Genomic DNA, 15671 nt, shown 5'->3' on the forward strand with positions numbered 1-15671 from the left:
TTGTCAGACTCTCCGAACAACTCAGTCATCCGTCTCACCTGCCAACCCGCAAGTATAGACCAACTTTCCTCACCCCCGTTAGGAGAAAGATGACAAAAAAATTGCAACGTGCCTTGTCGCAGCTGTCTTGCGCTTCCGTGAGCGCGAAGCCGGATAATTCCGCCGATATGGCACTTCTCACCTTAATTAACGCCCAACTGGCTTTCGGTCATGTTGCACTGCTAGATCACGCTGGATTTTCCCTGGAAGCCAGCGAACGCGTCGGACTGATAGGGCGTAACGGAGCAGGAAAGTCATCGCTATTGAAAATCTTGGGCAGCCTTGCCAAGCCCGATGATGGCTCCTTACAAATCCAACAGGGAATTCGAATCGCCTACGTAGCTCAGGAGCCGGCCTTAGAGATGGAGGCCAGTGTTTTCGCTGCGGCCTCAGAAGGGCTGCGCGAAGTAGCAGAGATAAGAGATCTTTACCTCTCTGGCGAGCCAGGATTGGACCTCAATGCGCTGCAGTCGCAGATCGAGGCGTACGACGCTTGGAACTGGGAGCAGCGGGTCGAAGAAACCTTGCAGCGACTTAGGCTAGACCCCCACTCGATCGTAGGCACTCTGTCTGGAGGTACGAAAAAACGAGTCGCTCTTGCACAGGCTTTGGTGTCAAGACCGGATGTTCTGCTACTGGACGAGCCGACCAATCACCTCGACCTGGACTCCATTGAATGGCTAGAAGATCTATTGATTGATTTTAAAGGCAGCGTCATCACGATCACCCACGATCGCTCATTCCTGGACAGAGTGGCCACACGGATTGTGGAGCTCGATCGAGGTCAACTCCGATCGTATCCGGGAAATTTCGCTCAATACGTGCTCCAAAAGGGTGAGCAGCTTACACAGGAGGCCGTTGTATCGGCCAAGGCCGACAAGTTGCTCGCTCAAGAGGAAATTTGGGTACGCAAGGGTGTTGAAGCCCGAAGAACTCGCAGTCAAAGCCGCATCGGACGCCTTGAGGCCCTCAGGGCTGACCGCAGTGCTAGGAGAGAGGTCCTAGGCAGCGTTAAGATGGATATTGCCTCAGGTGCCCAAAATGGCTATCAAGGCAAGATCGTTGCGGAGTTGTCTGACGTCAGAAAATCTTTCGGAGACAAAGTCATTGTCAACGGTTTTTCTGGAACGATCCTCCGCGGCGATAAAGTGGGCTTGATCGGCCCCAATGGCGCAGGAAAAACCACTTTGCTCAAGCTCATCCTAGGTGAGCTGGCTCAAGATGAGGGCACCGTTCGGCGCGGAAGCAATCTGCAGGTAGCGTACTTTGATCAGATGCGACATGCGATCAACCTCGACGCGACCCTTGAAGACTTCATCAGCCCTGGCAGCGAATGGATCGAGATTGGCAAGCAACGCAAGCATGTCAAAAGTTACCTCAGCGATTTTCTTTTTTCCCCTGCCAGAGCTCACTCACCCGTCCGCTCACTTTCAGGAGGAGAGCGCAACCGACTGCTTTTGGCCCGCCTCTTCGCCCGCCCTGCCAATGTGCTGGTGCTCGACGAGCCCACGAATGACTTAGATATTGACACGCTGGATCTTCTGGAGGAATTGCTTCAGACGTATGACGGCACCGTCTTCCTCGTAAGCCACGATCGGACCTTCCTTGACAATGTGGTGACCAGCACCATTGCATATGAAGGAAATGGGCTCTGGCGTGAGTACGAAGGCAGTGTTCAAGACTGGCTGATCCAGTCCCGACGCAGTGGGCAGCTCAATCCCACGTCTTTGCCACCCTCCAAGGCGGCAGCTGAGCGCAATGACACTGTGGACGTAGAGGAAAAGCCAGCACATCTTCCCAAAAAGAAGTTGAGCTACAAAGAGCAACGGGAACTTGAACAGCTCCCAACTCAAATTGCGACACTAGAGACAGAGCAACAGTCAATTCAGTCAGCACTGGCTGACGGTTCCTTGTATGCCAAAGATGGTGCGCGAGCAGCAGCCCTCCATGCAAGGGAGGGAGAGATCGAAAATCAACTGATGATTGCGCTGGAGCGCTGGACCGCTTTGTCGTCCTGACTCCCTGTCTTCTTACGCACCGATACCTAGATGCGATGGTGCAATCGATCGGTTGCGCCACGCAGCTTGGCGATCAAAGCCGGTGCAATCTGCGTCAAAGGCAAAACCTCATCTGCGGCGCCATGTGCAATGGCTTCCCGTGGCATACCGAAAACGATGCAACTTGCCTCGTCCTGCACATAGTTGTAACTGCCAGCATCCTTCATCTCGCGCATCGCGGCGGCGCCATCATTTCCCATGCCGGTCAGCATGATGCCGAAAACATTGCGCCCCGCGACCCCGGCAGCCGACTTGAACAGAACCTCCACCGAAGGCTTGTGCCGATTGACGGGAGGACCATCGTCCACCACGGCCACATAGTTGGCTCCGCTGCGGGCGATATGAAACTGCTTTCCTCCCGGCGCTATGTAGGCATGACCGGGCAAGATACGTTCTCCATTGGTTGCTTCTTTCACTGTGATCTGGCACAAGCCGTTGAGTCTGGCTGCGAAGCTTGTGGTGAAACCTGGAGGCATGTGCTGTGTGATCACGATCGCGGGCGAGTCTGCAGGCATCTGCATCAGCACTTCGCGAATAGCCTCTGTTCCACCAGTGGATGCACCGATGCAAATCAGCTTTTCCGTCGACAAACGGCCCAGCAATGTGGTCGTATGCGTCGGAGCATGTGCCCCCTCTACAGAACCAGTTGCTGGAGAGTGCGAACGGGTTGAGCTCTGCACCGGCGCTCTTCGGACCTGTGCGACAGCGGCCACCCGAATCTTCTCAACGATCTGGGTCGCCAATTCATTCAGACCACTGGAAAGGCCGACCCGGGGTTTGGCAACGAAGTCAACCGCTCCCAGTTCGAGCGCCTTCATAGTGACTTCAGCCCCTCGCTCCGTGAGTGTGGAAATCATCACCACGGGCATGGGCCGAAGTCGCATCAGTCGCCCTAGAAAATCAATCCCGTCCATGCGCGGCATCTCGACGTCTAGGGTAATGACATCGGGGTTCATTTCGCGAATCATTTCGCGCGCAATCAGAGGATCGTTGGCGGTTCCAATGCACTCCATGTCCCGCTGGCGATTGATGATTTCGGCCAAAAGACTGCGCACCAACGCCGAATCATCCACAACGATCACCCGGATCTTCCTGCTCATTCCCTCATGTCCTTGTTCATTTCTCAAAAGAGGTCCACTGATCCACCTGCGGTCGCTTTGGCAACCGTCGCAGCGTTGCCGCGAACTTCCTGCTCCACCAGTGTCTCTGGATGCGCATGGGCGAGCCGCTTCACCATCGCTTTTCCTGTCACCGGAAAGAAAACGACCTTGCGAGGATAGATATCGAGCACATCTTCCGAAACAATCGGGATTCGCTCTGTCTGGAGATAGTTGAGCACAAAGTTGGTGTTGCGCTCCCCCACATTCATCGTGGTGAAGTTATGCATCACCTGCGCCCCACCAAATATCTTGGCCTGCATGCTTTCCCGGCGAGCTCCAAGTTTCAGCATTTCGTTGATCAGCAACTCCATGGCATACGAGCCATAGCGGCCGGATACATCGGACGAATCGCCATCGGGCAACATGAAGTGATTCATACCGCCGACGCGGCTGCGGCTGTCCCACAGGCAAGCTGCAATGCATGAGCCGAGCACGGTCATGATCACCAGATTTTCATCCGAGACGAAATACTCCCCGGGGAGCACTTTGACCGCATTGTGCTGAAAATGATGATCAAAAAAGAAAAATGAGGCCTCTCCCGGACGACGGGCCTGCGCCTTCAGCTCTGGCAACGTTGATTGCCTCGCGACGGCGGCCGGAGCGCCAGTGTAAATATCGGCACTGAGCGGCGCAATTCGCGGCGCACGACGCCGCTCTACTGTTCCACCATAGGCGGACGGAGGTGCGCCAGACGGAGGGGGAAAGCCAGGGCGGGTATTGGTCATGTGGACTCTTGCGGAAGACTATCGGTCAACGGCGCTCATACACGGTCTTGCCGCGCAAAGTGAAAAGGTCACGGGACTCGCTGAAGTTTTCAGCATGCCCGACAAACAGCATGCCGCCCGGTTTCAATACGCGATGGATGCGCTCCAGAACCTTGCGCTGAGTGGGCGCATCGAAATAGATCATGACATTACGGCAAAAAAACGACATCGAACGGCTCCCGAAAAGGCCAGTCGTCGCGGATGAGATTCACGCTCAGGAAATCGATGCTTCGGCGCAACTCAGGTTTTGCACGTGCAAACCCGGCATTTGAGGCCTTGCCCCGCAAGAAGAATCGTTGAAGGCGTTCAGGACTCAACCCTTTCACGCTGTCCAGGCGGTACACCCCCTCGGCTGCCGTAGCCAACACCCGGGAATCGATATCGCTGGCCGTTAATTTGAACGAGCCGTTACTGCTCAACGACTCCATGGCTGTCATCACGATGGAATATGGTTCTTCCCCGGTGGATGCAGCGTTGCACCACACACTCCACGGGCCAGCAGGCCGTGTGCGCAGGAGATTGGCCAGAATCTCAAAGTGGTGCTGCTCCCGGAAGAACGCAGTCAGATTGGTCGTGAGCGCATTCACGAACTCCTGCCACTCTGGGCCATCATGGGTTTCCAGCCAGCTCAGATATTCGTGAAAGCTTGTATGCCCGGTATCGCGCAACCGCCGCGACAAGCGGCTGTAGACCATTGCATGTTTGCCATCGTGCAAGCTGATGCCAGCTCGCTGATAAATGAGCGCTTGGACACGTGAAAAATCTGCGTTGGTCCAGACGAATTCTCTCCCTTGGGCCAAAGGCCCCGATGTAGGCGAAACCGCTGGTGATTCCGCCACGCCTCGCGCAGAAGGGGGATGACTGGAGGTCTGGCGCATGTTGCTTTTCACTTCGAGAGGTCGGTGGTCCACAGGCCAGTGGTTACAGATGCAGCCACGTCGATTCCTAAACCGTTGCGTGGCGGCGAGATGTCGGTCTCACTCGTTGGCGGAGACCAAACCCATGTCCATGCTAGCCATGAGTTTCTCGATGTCCAACAGGATGAGCATGCGCTCACCCACCGAGCCCAGGCCGACGATGCAGTTGGTGTCGATGGTGCTTTCCACCTCCGGAGCAACGCGTATCTGATCGGAATTCAGTTCCATGACGTCACTCACCGAGTCCACCACGATCCCGACAACCCGGTTACGCAGATTCAGGATGATGACCACCGTGAAACTGTTGTAATCCGCTTTGGAACAGCTGAACTTCAGCCGCATGTCAACGATGGGAACGATGGTGCCGCGCAGATTCGTCACGCCCTTGATGAAGTCTGGCGCATTGGCAATGCGTGTCGGCGGCTCATAGCCGCGGATCTCCTGCACCTTCAGGATGTCGATCCCATACTCCTCTTGATCCAGCCGGAAAGTCAAATACTCCCGGGCGCCAGAGACAGCCGCTTCATTGGTTTTTTCCATCACTCCAGCCATAGGGCTCTCCTTATATCAACGGGTCGCGGGCTCAGTGGCGAGCGCGCCGCACCAAAGCACCTGTGTCCAGGATGAGTGCCACAGTTCCGTCCCCGAGAATGGTGGCGCCGGAAACATTGGGCACTTTGCGATAGTTGGTTTCCAGGTTCTTCACAACGACTTGGTGTTGACCGAGCAACTCATCCACCAACAATGCAACCCGGCTGCCATCTGCCTCGACAACCACCATGATGTTGCTGGATTTGCTTTGGTCCAGGCGGGGGACTTGAAATGTTTTCTCCAGGGCAATGACGGGCATGTATTCATCCCGCACCTTGACCAACTGAGATCCTTGCGCAACTGTATTGACATCGTCGGGATTGACCTGGAACGACTCCACGACAGAAGACAGCGGAAGGATGTAGACCTCTTCACCCACCCCTACGGACATGCCATCCATGATCGCCAGCGTCAGCGGTAACCGCACGGACACGCGCATGCCATAACCTTCGGCAGAATCGATTTCCACCGACCCGTTGAGTGCAGCGATATTCCGCTTCACCACATCCATGCCGACCCCGCGCCCCGAAACGTCGGTCACTTCATCGGCGGTGGAGAAGCCTGGCGCGAAAATCAGTCCCCACACATCCGCATCGGTCATCTGGTCAGAGACATCCAGCCCCCGCTCTCTGGCTTTTCGCATGATTTTCTCGCGAGAAAGACCTCGACCATCATCGCGCACTTCAATCACGATGGAGCCGCCTTGATGCGAGGCGGACAACGTGATCGTTCCATGCTCGGACTTCCCTGCAGCAAGCCGGTCAGCAGGCATTTCAATGCCATGGTCACAGCTGTTGCGAACCAAATGCGTCAAGGGGTCGGTGATTTTCTCGACCAGGCTCTTGTCCAGTTCGGTGGCTTCACCCAAGGTGACCATCTCGACTTTCTTACCCAGCTTGTTGGCTAGGTCCCTGAGCATCCGCGGAAAGCGACTGAACACGATCGACATGGGAATCATGCGGATCGACATCACGGACTCTTGCAAATCCCGTGTGTTGCGATCCAGATCGGCCAGGCCCGCCAGCAATTGCTGATACGCGCCTGCATCGAGGCCGCGGCTGTTCTGCGCCAGCATGGCCTGGGTGATCACCAATTCGCCCACCAGATTGATCAACTGGTCGACCTTATTCACCGCCACACGAATGGTAGTGGACTCCATTTGCGCTTGGCTGACTGCCTTCGGCTCCGCGGCGCGGGCTGCGGCTGCAGGCTGCTTGGCAGACGGGGCATCCGACACATTTGCAACGGCCACCTCCGTCCGATCGCTCGGCATACCAGGGGACCCATTGAAGAATCCATAGGGTGCTTCTGTGGACACCTCGCCCGCTTGCAGCAGGGCTGCTTCCGGATCAGCTTCCACACTGGCCGAACCGTCTTCTGCACCGATCCTGACCTGGTCTTTCGACACATGGAAGGCGAACAGATCCAGCAGGTCATCGTTGGTGGAAGTGGTCTCGACCGCGAACAGCCGGACACCCTGCTCGTCAGAAGGGACGTCGCGAATGGAACCGAGGCCGGGAATATCGCGGAACAATTCCTTGATCGCGTCAGCCTGTTCCAAACGCTCCAGCGGACCGATACGGATCTCGAGAGAGCGCGTGCTGCCCGGTGCGGCTGCCGCAGCGGGAATGGATGGGGCAGGCGAGACCGGAGCTGGCGCAGGAGCCGGCGCTGGCGGCGGGGGGGGAGGCGCCACGGCCGCCACAGGTTCGGCAGGAACATTGCCGGCAGCCAATTCACTGATTCGGCGAACCAGTTCCGCAGTGGATACGGCTTCGCCCTGGCCTCCCGCCTGGTGCCTCGCGAGCAGACTGCGGGACGCATCGGCAGACTCCAGCAGCACATCCACCATTTGGGGAATGGGCTGCAATTCATGGCGCCGCAAGCGATCCAGCAGCGATTCCATTTGGTGGGTCAGCTCTGCAACATCGGAGAATCCGAAGGTTGCAGCCCCTCCCTTGATGGAATGCGCGCAACGGAAAATACCGTTCAATTCTTCGTCATTGGCCGCACTCAGATCCAGGTCCAGGAGCATGTGCTCCATCTGGTCCAGGTTCTCGCCCGCCTCTTCGAAGAAGATCTGATAGAACTGACTGAGATCGAAGTCCGCGCCACCGCCCGCGCCTTCTTGATAGGTATCCGCCATTAGGGGCTCCAGTACTTAGGTTATCTGCACGCGATGGCGTTAGCGAATGACTTTTTGAATCACTTCAATCAAACGGTTCGGATCGAAAGGTTTGACCAACCAGCCTGTGGCGCCAGCGGAACGTCCCGCCTGCTTCATCTGATCGCTTGACTCGGTGGTGAGGATCAGAATGGGTATGGTCTTGAACCGGGGGTGCTCACGCAGCTTGCGGGTCAAGCCGATTCCATCGAGCCTCGGCATATTCTGGTCGGCCAGCACCAGATGGATATCGTGGGTTTCGGCCTTTTCGAGCGCGTCTTGCCCGTCGACCGCTTCCACCACGTGGTACCCCGCCCCGGTCAGGGTGAAGGACACCATCTTTCGCATGGACGGTGAATCATCAACGGCAAGAATCGATTGCATGTAGGGCTCCACTCACTTGAATATATAAGGTAACCAATTACGGGCGCGTGCTCAGAACAGGTCGATTGATCCTGCATCCATTTCGCTCTGCGTGACAGGATTGGGACGGTCGGGGGCCATTTCAGCGAAGGGCGCGGCTTCTTCGCCCTCCTCGGTGCCCATGGCTTCGGAGGCCAGACGGAAAGCGCATCCTTGGAGCACCTTCGTGGTGTGCCAGATCAGCTGGGAGGCCATGTCCTGAAATTGCAGCTCAGTGACGGCACTGCGCAATGCCGTCCGCAGCGCGGCGAGTTCCGCCGAATCGCCAACCACATCGTCGGTCAATGCACCGTTGGCTTCGCCGAAGCGTGCCAGCAGGTTGTCGGTCGCATGGCTGAGCAAGCCCTCCAGGCGGTGCAGATCATGCATGACGACCAACAAGGAGTCTTGCAATTCTGCAGCAACCATGACTGGCACTTGAACCCCTGGGCCGCCAGGGCTAGTTAGCGTAGATTGCATCGTTTCTCCAGAACTGCAAGCGGCTGCAGGGCAAACAAATTCCAATTCGGCAAGACGCTGGTGGCGGAATCCACTGGCAAAGACGTCCCATGCAAACCATTCTCTCGACTTTCCTCGATCACCGCCGCACGGGACAAACACCCTTGTTTGTTCCAATATGTATCCTATGATAGCGTTCCCCATGCCATCAGGAGTAACGGATCAACCCTTGCGCATCCTGCATTTAGAAGATTCTGTGGCGGATCATGAGTTGGCTTGCATTACGTTGCGCCGCGCCAACGTGGTGTATGAAATCCACCACGTGGACACACTGCCATCGTTCATAGCGCAACTCGATGCAGAGCCTTTCAATCTGATCCTTGCGGACTACCGCCTGCCTGGCTTCACTGCGCTGGACGCTTGGAGTGTGGTGGCACAGCGGGAGCCCCACCCGCCCTTCGTTTTGCTGTCTGGCGCCATCGGCGAGGCAGCGGCCGTGGATGCAATGCGGCTGGGCATTGCGGACTACCTTCTCAAAGACGACATGGCGAGGTTGCCGCATGTCATTGACCGCGCCATCGAAGTGCACGAGGCTCGGCGCGCGAGGGAGAAAGCCACGGCGGATCTGGCTGCGTCCGAAAGGCGGCTGGCAGAACTCACCGAGCATCTGCAAAGCTCGATCGAAAAAAGAACGGGCCGCGATTGCCCGCGAGATCCACGATGACATTGGTGGTGCACTGAGTGCCGTTCGCTTCGATGTGGGCTGGATCAGCCGGCATGCCAAGGACGACGGGACCCAGGCCCACGCGGCGGCCGCCACCGAGATGCTGCAGCACGCCATTGAGGCAAGTCAGCGCATCATGATGAACCTGCGCCCCCCCATCCTGGACCAGGGCTTGGTGGCTGCAGTGCAATGGCTGGCGGAAAGTTTCGAGCGGCGCACTGGTATTCCCACCCGGGTTCTTACCAACAAGGACACAATCCACGTGGACGCAGCCATTCAGCTGGTGGCTTACCGCGCGGCACAGGAAGCCCTGACCAATGTCTTCAAATATGCCGAAGCACGGCATGTCTCTGTCGACCTGTCGGACAGTGAGGGCGTGCTGACACTGGAAGTCACCGACGACGGCCGAGGCATGGAGCCCGCCATGCGGGAGAAGCCCAAATCATTCGGTCTCAAGGGCCTTCAAGAGCGAGCGCGCACCGTGGGAGGATGGCTCGACATCAGCAGCCATCCCGGCCGCGGAACCGCCGTCATCCTGTCGGTGCCACTGACAGCCCAAAAAATTTCAGAGGAGGCACCATGATCCAGGTCGTGCTGTGTGATGACCATGCGGTCCTGCGGCGGGGCATCCGTGACACGCTCTCGGAAGCACCGGACATTCAGGTGACCGGCGAGGCCGGCGGCTACTCCGAACTGAGGGAGGTATTGCGCACCGCGCCCTGCGACGTGCTGCTGCTTGATCTGAACATGCCCGGCCGCAGTGGCCTGGAGGTGCTCGCCAGCCTGCGCGAGACGGACTCCGCCGTCAAGGTACTGGTTGTATCGATGTATCCCGAGGACCAGTATGCGCTGCGGTGCTTGCGAGCGGGCGCACAGGGCTATGCCAACAAAGCGGGCGATCCCGTGGAGTTGATCGAAGCCGTGCGCACCGTGATGAAAGGCCGCAAGTACCTCACCCCGGAAGTGGCGCAGATGCTGGCGGACAGCTTGGCGCAGCCGAGTCCCGAGTTGCCCCACGAGGCGTTGTCGGAGAGGGAACTGCAGACCCTGGTCAAGATAGCGTCCGGAAGGCGCCTGTCGGACATCGCGGAAGAACTGATGCTGAGCCCGAAAACGGTCAGTGTCTACCGGTCTCGCGTGTTGGAAAAACTCAAGCTCACCAACAACGCGGAACTGACGGTTTACGCCATTCGAAACCAGCTGGTCTGAAGGCCAGGCCGTCTACCGCTGTGAAGCGAAAAGATCGATGGATTGCTGCATCAACGCCATGACGGGCTGCTCGAGCATGGGCAGGGTCGCCGCGATGCCCAGAAGGCCCACGGTCAGCGTCACGGGAAAGCCCACCGCATAGATGTTCATCTGCGGCGCCACGCGCGAGATGATGCCCATGGCCATGTTCACGAACAGCAACAGGGCAATCATGGGCAAGGCGATCCACAGGGCGCTGGAAAAGAGCGAAGCACCCAGATCATGCAATCGCAACTGGCCCAGGGCCTGCATGAAATGGCCATTCACAGGAAAGCTGTCGAAGCTCTTGACCACCGCCATCAGCACCATCAGGTGGCCATTGATGACAACGAAGAGCAGCATGGCCATGTGCCCGAAAAACCGGGCCACGGCACTTACCTGCGTGTTGCTGGAGGGATCGAAGAACGATGCGAAGTTGAGACCCATCTGCAGTCCGATCACCTCGCCCGCCAGTTCCACCGCCGTAAATACGAGGCGCACCGCAAAGCCAATGGCGGCCCCCACGGCCAGTTGCTGGGCCACGGCACCCAGTGCCTCGCGCCCGTTGATGTTGATGATGGGCTGATCCGGTAGAGCGGCCTGCGCGCAAACCGAAATGAGGAAGGCCAGCCCGATCTTGGCCCGCATCGGAATCACGCGCATGGAGAATACTGGCGCCACCATGAACATGGCCAGGATGCGCAGGAAAGGCCACAGGATCGGCGACAGCCAAGCCACCAGTTGGGCCTCTGAAAACGTGATCACGACACGACCGACGGAATGGATTCGATGGTTCTGCGGATGAAGTCCACGAGCGAAGTGATCATCCAGGGGCCGGCGATGGCGAACACCACCATGGCAGCAATCAGCTTGGGCACGAAGGCGAGCGTGGCCTCATTGATCTGCGTCACCGCCTGAAAGATGCTGACGAGCAGACCCACCACCATGACCACGCCCAGCACCGGCATCGAAATCATCAGCAGCAAGGTCAGGGCGTCTCGCCCCATCGTCAAAACCATTTGCGAGGTCATGCGGGCTCCTCAGGTGACGAAACTGGCGGCCAGGGAACCGATCAGCAGATTCCAGCCGTCCGCCAGCACGAACAGCATGAGCTTGAACGGCAATGCGACCAGCACGGGCGACAGCATCATCATGCCCAGGGACATCAGGATGCTGGAAACCACCATGTCGATGACCAGGAACGGTATGAAGATCATGAACCCGATCTGGAACGCCGATTTGAGCTCGCTGGTCACGAATGCCGGCACCAGTACGCGAAGGGGCGCGGTTTCCGCCGTGGCCCCTGCATCGAGCTTGGCCAGGCGGGCGAACAGTGCGAAGTCGGACTGGCGCGTCTGCTTGAGCATGAAGCCGCGCATGGGGGCCTCCGCCTTCTCCAGCGCCTGCTCGAACGTGATGGTGTTCGATGTATAGGGCACGTAGGCGTCCTGGTACACGCGATCAAAGGTGGGTCCCATCACGAAGAACGTGAGAAACAGCGACAGGCCCACGATCACCTGGTTCGGCGGTGCCGATTGGGTGCCGATGGCCTGGCGCAGCAGTGACAGCACGATCACGATACGGGTGAAGCCCGTCATCATGAGCAGCACTGCCGGCAAAAATGACAGGGCCGTGAAGAACAGCAGCGTCTGAATGGGCACCGAAAAGCTCGCGCCCGCGTTGCCCGAACCGACCAGCACGGGCAACGAACCCGGTGCCGCTTGTGCAAGTGCCGCCGGAGCGAAAACCGTGGCGGCAACCGCCAACGCCCACCCGCTCCAAGCGCGCCGGCGATCAGCCATGGGGCGCCTCTTGCCCCCGCAACCTGGCTGCGGCCACCTCATCGGCAAAGGACGGCGCAGGAATCGCGCCCCGGGGCGCTCCGGCAGACACGGAAGGGTCGATCACATGCAGGCACCGGATCTGCTGCGCCGTGACCCCCAGGACCAGCCAGGTCCGCTGGTGCTCCGGCCCCACTTCCACCGTGATCACGCGCTGCTGCGGCCCGATGCCCACGGTGGAGACCACCTTGGACGCGGCGCTCGCCGCCACTCCCGGCCCGCCACCCTGGCGTTGCTGCATGCGCCGGATCCACCAGGGCAGCGTGGCAATGGCCGCCACGAAGAGCACGACGATGACCAGCGTCTGCGTCATGTTGCCGCCCGCGCTATCCACGGCTGACCCTTCGCAGGCGTTCCGACGGCGTAACCACATCGGTCAGGCGGATACCGAACTTGTCGTTCACCACCACCACCTCGCCCTGGGCGATGAGATAGCCATTGACCAGCACGTCCATGGGCTCGCCGGCCAACGCGTCCAGTTCGACCACCGAGCCTTGCGCCAGCTGGAGGATGTACTTGATCGGCACCTTGGTCCGGCCCAGCTCCACCGACAGCTGCACCGGAATGTCCAGCACCATGTTGATGTCGTTGACCGGAGAGTCCGAGTTGGCCGAGAAAGGCCGCACCGGGTCGCCAGCCAGGGGGCCGCCCTGGTCCGCAGCAGGCTCGTCCGTGCGCTTTTGCTCTTCCAGCGCCTCGGCCCAGCCGGCAAATGGATCGTCCGCGCTGGCGTCCTTGTTGTCGTTGTCGCCTTCAGTTGACATTCTTTTCTCCCAGCCAGCTCAGATCGGAATTGCGCAGGCATTCCTCGATTCGAATGGCGTATTTCGCGTTGTGCGTGCCGTACTGGCACTCAAAAATGGGCACGCCTCCGATGGAGGCACGGATGCGGGGTTCGCGGTCGAGTTCGATGAAATCGCCGGGCTTCATGGCCAGCAACTGCTCCACCGTGGCATCGGCCTTGGCCAGTTCAGCCACCAGCGTCACCTCTGCGGCCTGGATTTCCCGCGTGAGCACACGCACCCACCGGCGGTCCACTTCGATGGAGTCGCCCTGCGTGGACGAATACAGCACATCGCGGATAGGCTCCAGCGTCGCATAGGGCATGCAGATATGAATCGCGCCGGACAGGTCCCCGATCTCCAGCTGGAACGCCGTGGAGACCACGATTTCGCTGGGGGTCGCGATGTTGGCGAACTGTGGCTGCATTTCCGACCGCTGGTACTCCAGTTCGAGCGGATAGATGCCGTGCCATGCCTTTTTGTACTCGGCGCAGATCACATCGACCAGGCGGTTGATGACCCGCTGCTCGGTCGGAGAAAAGTCCCGCCCTTCGATGCGGGTCTGGAACTTGCCCACGCCGCCATACAGCGTGTCGATGATGCCGAACACCAGAGACGGTTCGCACACGATCAGCCCGCTGCCGCGCAGCGGACGAATGGCGACGATGTTGAAGTTGGTCGGCACCGCCAGCTCGCGCAGAAAAGCGCTGTAACGCTGCACCGACACCGTGCCCACCGAGATTTCCGGGCTGCGCCGGATGAAATTGAACAGGCCGATGCGGAAGTTGCGCGCGAACCGCTCGTTGACGATTTCCATCGTCGGCATCCGGCCGCGCACGATGCGCTCCTGGCTGGAGATGTCGTAATTGCGGACCGCTCCGGTCTCGGCCACTTCCTCGACCGACTTCTGGCTCTCACCCGTGACACCCTCCAAAAGGGCATCGACCTCTTCCTGCGACAGAAATGAATCACTCATGGCAGTCTCCTGTCGCCGTCACTGGATGATGAAACTGGAGAAAAGGACTTGCCGCACAGGATTCGTATCAGCGGCAGGCTTGGCACGCGGTGCCTCTTCTTCGTCCTCCACCTCCTGGCTGGCGGGGCGCTTGCGGGGCTTGGGTACCGTGTATCCCAAGGGCTTGGAGACTTCGCGCCGGATGTCGGTCGCCAGTTTTTCCTTGCCTTCGCGGCCCAGCAACTCCTCGGAGGTGCGCTGCGACACCAGCATCAGGATGGCGCTGCGGATGCTCGGCAGGTAGAGCTTGACCTGCTCTGCCGTTTTCGCATCGGCCAGTTCCAGCGTGAGACCGATCTGGGCGAATCGCTCTCCACCAGTATCGGCTAGGTTCACGACCATGTTGTCGATGGGCAGGAAGGTGGGTGCCACCTTGGGCGCTGCCGGAGCGTGGGGGCGGGCCTCCGCGCCCTCTTCGTCTTCGGCGTGGCTGCGGCTGCTCATGATGAACCAGGCCGCGCCTGCACCAGCGATGACCAGCAGGGCAACGACCACACCGATAATGAGCATCTTCTTGCTCTTGGCCTTGGGTGGCGCTGCGGCGGCAGGATTGGCAGACACGTTGGGATTCCTTGCGCAACAAATTCAGGACAGGGCGGCACAGCGAGGGCCGCACAGGCGGCACACCTCATTCGATGTCCCCATTATTGGGCGTCCCGGCTTTCGATAATAGCCAGAATAAAAGCCCAAAACCATGGCTTTCAGCCTCCTAGGGCGGCGCTTCGTCCAGAACCGAGCGGGATGCCGGCCCACCCGGACATGCCGCCTGCGGCCATTCTTCGGCCCGGTGCGCCTGGGCCGGCTCGCGTTCAGGCAAAGACGTCCAGCGCGCGGGCGGAACCCGAGGGGCTCTTCACGGCCAAGCCCGCTCCCGAGCCCACGCCGGCGGCGGCCTGCACCTGGGCGTGCCGTGCCGGTCCGTCGCGGTCCGAAGCGGGGCGGCGGCCGTCGCTGCCCGAAGCCCCTGCACCGTCGCTACCCGACTGCCCCACGGTGACACCGGACAACTCCAGCCCCTCGCTGCGCAACAGATCCCGCAGTTGCGCCGCGCTGGAGTCCAGCCATTCGCGGGTGTTGGCTTGGTCACTGCGGAACGTGACATGCGCTTCATTGCCCGACAGCGACACCATGACCTCCACGGGCTGGCCTTCACGATCGATGGTGAGTTCGGCGTTCTGTGTTTTCTGGTGCACCCAGTAGGCGACCTGTTCGGCGATCTGGTCCTCCACCCCCACCTGGGATGGGTCGGCCAGCACACCTGAGCCATCGTTGGCCACCGGCGCGTCGCTCAGGGAAAAGCCCATTCCGGACTCCGCTCCGGAAGCGCCACCCCGTGACGATGGCCCATCGGAGGCCCCGGACTCCATGCCACGCTCCGAAGAGCGCAACGCCACCGCTTCGGCCAGCGCGCCAGCGACCGGCACAGCCGCACCCAGGGCATCCTGCGGTGCCCGCGCCAATGCCGGCCCCCCCGGCGGCGCCCGCTCCATCGCGCCGGTCCGGCGCCAAGGCAGCGACCGCTGCGGTCA

16 protein-coding genes and 2 pseudogenes are annotated in these 15671 nt (G+C 59.7%); 3 read left to right on the forward strand and 15 right to left on the reverse strand.

What is annotated here, in order from left to right:
- Positions 1 to 167 precede the first annotated feature (167 nt).
- Complete coding sequence (locus tag AC27IO_RS03870) at positions 168 to 2057, forward strand: ATP-binding cassette domain-containing protein (protein ID WP_498737443.1); 1890 nt, start codon at positions 168 to 170, stop codon at positions 2055 to 2057.
- A 26-nt stretch (positions 2058 to 2083) separates the two neighbouring features.
- Here AC27IO_RS03870 and AC27IO_RS03875 read toward each other — a convergent pair whose 3' ends face one another.
- The 7 genes and pseudogenes from AC27IO_RS03875 to AC27IO_RS03905 form a co-directional block, all read right to left on the reverse strand.
- Positions 2084 to 3196, reverse strand: coding sequence for a protein-glutamate methylesterase/protein-glutamine glutaminase (locus AC27IO_RS03875; protein ID WP_498737400.1), 1113 nt, complete (start codon positions 3194 to 3196; stop codon positions 2084 to 2086).
- A 23-nt stretch (positions 3197 to 3219) separates the two neighbouring features.
- Positions 3220 to 3981, reverse strand: a complete 762-nt coding sequence (gene cheD, locus AC27IO_RS03880; protein WP_317354804.1) for a chemoreceptor glutamine deamidase CheD — start codon at positions 3979 to 3981, stop codon at positions 3220 to 3222.
- 25 nt (positions 3982 to 4006) lie between these two features.
- Positions 4007 to 4898, reverse strand: a pseudogene (locus AC27IO_RS03885) (CheR family methyltransferase).
- A gap of 99 nt (positions 4899 to 4997) precedes the next feature.
- Positions 4998 to 5489, reverse strand: a complete 492-nt coding sequence (locus tag AC27IO_RS03890; RefSeq protein WP_498737402.1) for a chemotaxis protein CheW — start codon at positions 5487 to 5489, stop codon at positions 4998 to 5000.
- Between the two features lie 31 nt (positions 5490 to 5520).
- Positions 5521 to 7674, reverse strand: coding sequence for a chemotaxis protein CheW (locus tag AC27IO_RS03895; RefSeq protein WP_498737404.1), 2154 nt, complete (start codon positions 7672 to 7674; stop codon positions 5521 to 5523).
- Between the two features lie 39 nt (positions 7675 to 7713).
- Positions 7714 to 8076 (reverse strand): response regulator, encoded by a 363-nt coding sequence (locus tag AC27IO_RS03900; RefSeq protein ID WP_092745705.1) that lies wholly within the window; start codon positions 8074 to 8076, stop codon positions 7714 to 7716.
- 51 nt (positions 8077 to 8127) lie between these two features.
- Positions 8128 to 8574 carry a hypothetical protein gene (locus AC27IO_RS03905; RefSeq protein ID WP_272565370.1) on the reverse strand — a complete coding sequence of 149 codons (447 nt, stop codon included), beginning with the start codon at positions 8572 to 8574 and terminating at the stop codon, positions 8128 to 8130.
- Between the two features lie 166 nt (positions 8575 to 8740).
- On the opposite strand from AC27IO_RS03905, the pseudogene AC27IO_RS03910 reads away from it, so the two are divergent.
- Both AC27IO_RS03910 and AC27IO_RS03915 read left to right on the forward strand, forming a co-directional pair.
- Positions 8741 to 9860: pseudogene (locus AC27IO_RS03910) on the forward strand (hybrid sensor histidine kinase/response regulator).
- Positions 9857 to 10486: a response regulator gene (locus tag AC27IO_RS03915; RefSeq protein ID WP_284431709.1), complete on the forward strand. Its 630-nt coding sequence runs from the start codon at positions 9857 to 9859 to the stop codon at positions 10484 to 10486. The pseudogene AC27IO_RS03910 and the gene AC27IO_RS03915 overlap by 4 nt, the downstream one beginning before the upstream one ends.
- A 12-nt stretch (positions 10487 to 10498) precedes the next feature.
- Here the strand turns inward: AC27IO_RS03915 and fliR are convergent, their stop codons facing one another.
- The 8 genes from fliR to fliK all read right to left on the reverse strand — a co-directional run bounded on the left by fliR (position 10499) and on the right by fliK (position 15446).
- Positions 10499 to 11269, reverse strand: a complete 771-nt coding sequence (gene fliR / locus AC27IO_RS03920) for a flagellar biosynthetic protein FliR (RefSeq protein WP_272565373.1) — start codon at positions 11267 to 11269, stop codon at positions 10499 to 10501.
- Positions 11266 to 11535 carry a flagellar biosynthesis protein FliQ gene (fliQ, locus tag AC27IO_RS03925; protein WP_272565375.1) on the reverse strand — a complete coding sequence of 90 codons (270 nt, stop codon included), beginning with the start codon at positions 11533 to 11535 and terminating at the stop codon, positions 11266 to 11268. The genes fliR and fliQ overlap by 4 nt, the downstream gene beginning before the upstream one ends.
- 9 nt (positions 11536 to 11544) lie before the next feature.
- On the reverse strand, positions 11545 to 12306 hold the full coding sequence (gene fliP, locus AC27IO_RS03930; RefSeq protein WP_498737408.1) for a flagellar type III secretion system pore protein FliP: 762 nt from the start codon (positions 12304 to 12306) through the stop codon (positions 11545 to 11547).
- Positions 12299 to 12658: a FliO/MopB family protein gene (locus AC27IO_RS03935; protein ID WP_284431717.1), complete on the reverse strand. Its 360-nt coding sequence runs from the start codon at positions 12656 to 12658 to the stop codon at positions 12299 to 12301. The genes fliP and AC27IO_RS03935 overlap by 8 nt, the downstream gene beginning before the upstream one ends.
- Before the next feature lie 13 nt (positions 12659 to 12671).
- Positions 12672 to 13109 carry a flagellar motor switch protein FliN gene (gene fliN, locus AC27IO_RS03940; protein ID WP_284407477.1) on the reverse strand — a complete coding sequence of 146 codons (438 nt, stop codon included), beginning with the start codon at positions 13107 to 13109 and terminating at the stop codon, positions 12672 to 12674.
- Entirely contained in the window at positions 13099 to 14103 is a 1005-nt protein-coding gene (fliM, locus tag AC27IO_RS03945; protein ID WP_272565382.1) for a flagellar motor switch protein FliM, read from the reverse strand. Before fliM ends, fliN begins: the two co-directional genes overlap by 11 nt.
- 18 nt (positions 14104 to 14121) lie before the next feature.
- Positions 14122 to 14703, reverse strand: a complete 582-nt coding sequence (locus AC27IO_RS03950) for a flagellar basal body-associated FliL family protein (RefSeq protein ID WP_272565383.1) — start codon at positions 14701 to 14703, stop codon at positions 14122 to 14124.
- Positions 14704 to 14951: 248 nt separating this feature from the next.
- Entirely contained in the window at positions 14952 to 15446 is a 495-nt protein-coding gene (fliK, locus tag AC27IO_RS03955; RefSeq protein ID WP_498737411.1) for a flagellar hook-length control protein FliK, read from the reverse strand.
- Between the last annotated feature and the right edge of the window lie 225 nt (positions 15447 to 15671).

This window comes from Acidovorax sp. KNOB132 (assembly GCF_057541515.1).

Excerpts from the sequence above, each read along its gene's own strand:
- AC27IO_RS03900 (WP_092745705.1), bottom strand. The coding sequence starts at position 8,076 with ATGCAATCGATTCTTGCCGTTGATGATTCACCGTCCATGCGAAAGATG.
- fliM (WP_272565382.1), bottom strand. The coding sequence starts at position 14,103 with ATGAGTGATTCATTTCTGTCGCAGGAAGAGGTCGATGCCCTTTTGGAG.
- AC27IO_RS03890 (WP_498737402.1), bottom strand. The coding sequence starts at position 5,489 with ATGGCTGGAGTGATGGAAAAAACCAATGAAGCGGCTGTCTCTGGCGCC.
- fliQ (WP_272565375.1), bottom strand. The coding sequence starts at position 11,535 with ATGACCTCGCAAATGGTTTTGACGATGGGGCGAGACGCCCTGACCTTG.
- AC27IO_RS03895 (WP_498737404.1), bottom strand. The coding sequence starts at position 7,674 with ATGGCGGATACCTATCAAGAAGGCGCGGGCGGTGGCGCGGACTTCGAT.
- fliK (WP_498737411.1), bottom strand. The coding sequence starts at position 15,446 with ATGGGCTTTTCCCTGAGCGACGCGCCGGTGGCCAACGATGGCTCAGGT.
- AC27IO_RS03905 (WP_272565370.1), bottom strand. The coding sequence starts at position 8,574 with ATGCAATCTACGCTAACTAGCCCTGGCGGCCCAGGGGTTCAAGTGCCA.
- AC27IO_RS03935 (WP_284431717.1), bottom strand. The coding sequence starts at position 12,658 with ATGACGCAGACGCTGGTCATCGTCGTGCTCTTCGTGGCGGCCATTGCC.
- AC27IO_RS03875 (WP_498737400.1), bottom strand. The coding sequence starts at position 3,196 with ATGAGCAGGAAGATCCGGGTGATCGTTGTGGATGATTCGGCGTTGGTG.
- AC27IO_RS03915 (WP_284431709.1), top strand. The coding sequence starts at position 9,857 with ATGATCCAGGTCGTGCTGTGTGATGACCATGCGGTCCTGCGGCGGGGC.
- AC27IO_RS03870 (WP_498737443.1), top strand. The coding sequence starts at position 168 with ATGGCACTTCTCACCTTAATTAACGCCCAACTGGCTTTCGGTCATGTT.
- cheD (WP_317354804.1), bottom strand. The coding sequence starts at position 3,981 with ATGACCAATACCCGCCCTGGCTTTCCCCCTCCGTCTGGCGCACCTCCG.
- fliP (WP_498737408.1), bottom strand. The coding sequence starts at position 12,306 with ATGGCTGATCGCCGGCGCGCTTGGAGCGGGTGGGCGTTGGCGGTTGCC.
- fliN (WP_284407477.1), bottom strand. The coding sequence starts at position 13,109 with ATGTCAACTGAAGGCGACAACGACAACAAGGACGCCAGCGCGGACGAT.